Source organism: Dactylosporangium sp. NPDC051485 (assembly GCF_040682015.1).
Classification (GTDB): domain Bacteria; phylum Actinomycetota; class Actinomycetes; order Mycobacteriales; family Micromonosporaceae; genus Dactylosporangium.
Genome location: NZ_JBFAZW010000236.1, coordinates 1 through 3,991 on the forward strand (window position 1 = coordinate 1; position 3,991 = coordinate 3,991).

The window sequence follows — 3,991 nt, forward strand, 5'->3', positions numbered from 1 at the left end:
GGCGGCACGTGCAGGCCGGCGCCGGTCCACCGGGCCCGCAGCACGTCGTGCCGGTCGAGCAGGGCCTGCAGCCGGTCCGCCAGCGCGGGGCCGGGATCGGGCAGGACCATCGACTGGCTCAGCCGCGGGTCGGCCGCGCCCGGCTCGCACATGATCGGGGTGGCCGGGACGTCGCCCCAGCCCGCGGACGCGTCGCGCCGCTCGTCGCCGGCCGGCACCGCGACCGCGGCGAGGCCCTCGACGCTCGGGCGGGCGAAGACGTCCCGGGCGGTGATCCGCCAGCCGGCCTCGCGGGCCCGGGCGGTGAGCCGCAGGGCGAGGATGCTGTCCCCACCGAGCGCGAAGAACCCGTCCCGCACGCCGGCCCGCGGCAGGCCGAGCACCTCGGCCACGAGCCGGGCGAAGACCTCCTCGGCCGGCGTGCGTGGCGCGTCGCCGCCCGCCTTCGCGGCGAAGTCGGGGGCGGGCAGGGCCTTGCGGTCGAGCTTGCCGCTGGGGGTCAGCGGCAGCGCGTCCAGCCAGACGAACGCGGCCGGCACCATGTGCTCCGGCAGCGTCCGGGCCAGCACCGCGGCCGGGTCCACCGGCACCGCAGCCGGGCCAGCCGCCACCGCAGCCGGGTCCGTCGACGCCGCCGCCGGGCCCGCTAGCACCGGAGCCGTGTGTATCGACGCCGCGCCCGAATCGGCCGGGGCCGCGACCGAATCCGCTGCCGGGGCCGCTTCGGGGGCCGTGGCGCCGGCCACCAGGTAGGCGACCAGGCGGCGGGCCGGGCCGTCGTCGCGGGCCACGACGGCCGCGGCGGCGACGCCGGGCAGCGCGGTCAGGGCGGCCTCGATCTCGCCCGGCTCGACCCGCAGGCCGCGGATCTTCACCTGGTCGTCGGTGCGCCCGGCGTACTCCAGCCGGCCGTCCGCGGTGGCCCGCGCGAGGTCGCCGGTGCGGTACAGCCGCGCACCGGGCGCGCCGAACGGGTCGGCCACGAACCGCTCGGCGGTCAGCCCCGGCCGCCCCAGGTACCCGCGCGCCAGCTGCACGCCGCCGAGGTAGAGCTCGCCGACGACGCCGGGCGGCACCGGCCGCAGCCACGGGTCGAGGACCACGGCGGTGGTGTTCCACAGTGGACGGCCGATCGGGACCGGGCCGCCGGCCGCCGGATCGACCGGGTGGTGCGTGACGTCGACCGCGGCCTCGGTCGGGCCGTACAGGTTGTGCAGCTCGACCCCGGGCAGGACCGTGGCGAAGCGGCGGGCCAGCTCGGCCGGGAGCGCCTCGCCGCTGCAGATGACCCGGCGCAGCGGCAGTCCCGCGGCCGAGGGCTCGTCGAGGAACGCGCGCAGCATCGACGGGACGAAGTGGACGGTCGTGACCCGTTCCCGGCGGATCAGCCCGGCGAGGTACGCCGGGTCGCGGTGCCCGTCCGGCCGGGCGACGACGAGCGTGGCCCCGGCCAGCAGCGGCCAGAAGAACTCCCAGACCGACACGTCGAAGCCGGCCGGCGTCTTCTGCGCGACCCGCTCCCCCGCGGCGAGGGGGTACTCGTGCCCCATCCACAGCAGCCGGTTGACGATTGCGCGGTGCGCCACCACGACGCCCTTGGGCCGGCCGGTGGAGCCGGAGGTGTAGATGACGTACGCGGCGGCGTCGGGAGCGACCCGCACCGCCGCCAACGGCCGCGATGGGCGCTCGTGCACGTTTTCCGGCGTCAGTACCGCCACCGCTCCCGCGTCCGCCACCAGCATCTCGGTCCGCTCGCGGGGCAGCGCGGGGTCCAGCGGCAGGTACGCCGCCCCGGCCCGGTGCACGGCGTGCAGCGCGACGACGAGGTCCAGCGACCGCGGCAGCGCGACGGCCACGACTGTCTCCGGCCCGGCGCCCAGCTCCTGCAGCCGCGCGGCGAGCGTCTCGACCCGGACGTCGAGCTCGGCGTAGGTCACCGTCGCGTCCTCGGCGACGACCGCGACCGCGCCCGGGTCCCGGCGCGCCGCCGCGGCGAAGAGCTCCGGCAGCGTGGTCGCCGGCACCGGATGCGCCGTGTCCGCAGGCGCCGCGTGGCCGGACAGCGCGCGGCCGACCGGCCGCTCGGGCGCCTGGGCCAGCTCGGCGAGGAGGGCGCCGTACCGGTCGATGAGCTCCTCGGCGAACTCGGCGGGGAACACGTCGCCGCGGTAGGCCAGGCCCAGCCGCAGCCGCTCCCCGGGCGCGACGGCGAGGGTGAGCGGGTAGTGCGGCGCGTCGTCGCCGGTGACGCCGGTCATCCGCAGGCCGCCGGCCCCGGTCGCGGCCCGCAGCCCGTCGCCGTCGAGCGGGTAGCTCTCGAAGATGGTGAGCGTGTCGAACAGCTCGCCGAGACCGGCGAGGCGCTGCACGTCGCCCAGCGGCAGGTGCTGGTGCTCCAGCAGCGCGGCCGCGGCGCCGTGCACCCGGTCCAGCAGTCCGGTCCACGGCTGCGCCGGGTCGAGCGCCACCCGGACCGGCAGCGTGTTGATGCAGAACCCGACCATGTCCTCGACGCCGGGCACCGCGGCCGGCCGCCCGGACACGGTGGTGCCGAACACGACGTCGGTCCGCCCGGTCAGCTGCACCAGCAGCACCGCCCAGGCGGCCTGCACGACGGTGTTGAGCGTGACCTGCCGCTCCCGGGCCAGCGCGGCCAGCCGCGCGGTGACCTCGGCCGGCAGCTCCCGCTCGGCCTTGCCGGGCCGCGCGTCGAGCACCGCCCCGGCCGCCGGCGCGACGAGGGTCGGCTGCTCCAGCCCGGCCAGCGCCGCCCGCCAGGCCGCCTCCGCCGCGCCCCGGTCGGCCCGCAGCAGCCAGCGCAGGTAGTCGCGGTAGTCGCGCGGCCGGCCGGCGTCCCGCCCGGCGTAGAGGTCGAACAGGTCCCGCACGGCCAGCGGCGTCGACCACCCGTCGAGCAGCACGTGGTGGTTGGTGAGCACGAGCCGGTGCGAGTCCGGGAGCCGGACCAGGGTCAGCCGCAGCAGCGGCGGCCGGTCCAGGTCGAACGGCCGCGCCCGGTCGGCCGCGGCAAGCCGCTCGAACTCGGCCTCCGGGTCGTGCGCCGCGGTGAGGTCGACCTCGTCCCACGACGGCTCGGCCGCTGCGGCCACGGCTTGGCGCAGCACGCCGCCGGGCCCGGCCGGGAAGCAGACCCGCAGCGCGGCGTGCCGGTCGAGCAGCGCCCGCCCGGCGTCCCGCAGCCGCCCGGCGTCCAGCGGCCCGTCGAGCTCGATGACCTGCTGCACCACGTACGGGTCGACGTCCTCGGCCAGCGCGGCCAGGAACACCAGGCCCTCCTGCAGCGGGGTGAGCGGCCACACGTCCTGCAGCCCGCCGGGCCGCCGCTCCAGCGCCTCGATCTCGTCCTGCCCGAGCCCCGGCTGCAGCAGGTCCGACGGGGTGAGCCCGGCCTCGACGGCGGACAGCTCGCCGAGGGCGGCGAACCAGTCGGCGGCGATCCCGCGCACGGTCTCCTCGTCGAGGACGCCGCAGGGGTACGTCAGCGCGACGCTCAGCCGCCCGTCCACCACGGCCGCGTTGATCTCCAGTGCGCGGGCCAGCGGCATGTCCGGCTCGGCCGCGCCGCCCAGCCCGCCGCCCGCCCCGGTCTCCGAGCGCCCCAGGTAGTTGACGACGACCTGCGGCTCGGGCCGGCCCGCCAGCGCGGCGCGCCCGGCCGGGTCGAGGCGGCGCAGCACCCCGTAGAGCGCGCCTGCGTCCGGCACGGCGCGCAGCTGCTCCTTGACCCGCTTGAGCGCGGCGGTGGGCCCGCCGGCCCCGGGCGTGAGGCGCACCGGGTACTCGGTGGTGAACCAGCCGACGGTCCGCGCGAGGTCGGCCCCGGGCACGAGGTGCTCCTCGCGCCCGTGCCCCTCGAGCTCGACCAGCAGCCCGTCGCGCCCGGTGCGGCGGGTGACGGCCAGCGCCAGCCCGGCGAGCAGCGTGTCGGCCACCCCGGCCCGCAGTGCTCCGGCGGCGGCGCTCAGCGCGG

1 protein-coding gene is annotated in these 3,991 nt (G+C 78.4%); it reads right to left on the bottom strand.

Annotated elements, in window-relative coordinates; translation table 11 throughout:
- Nucleotides 1-3,991 (bottom strand): amino acid adenylation domain-containing protein (locus AB0M46_RS51135; protein ID WP_363349007.1); only part of this gene is annotated, 3,991 nt, incomplete at both ends.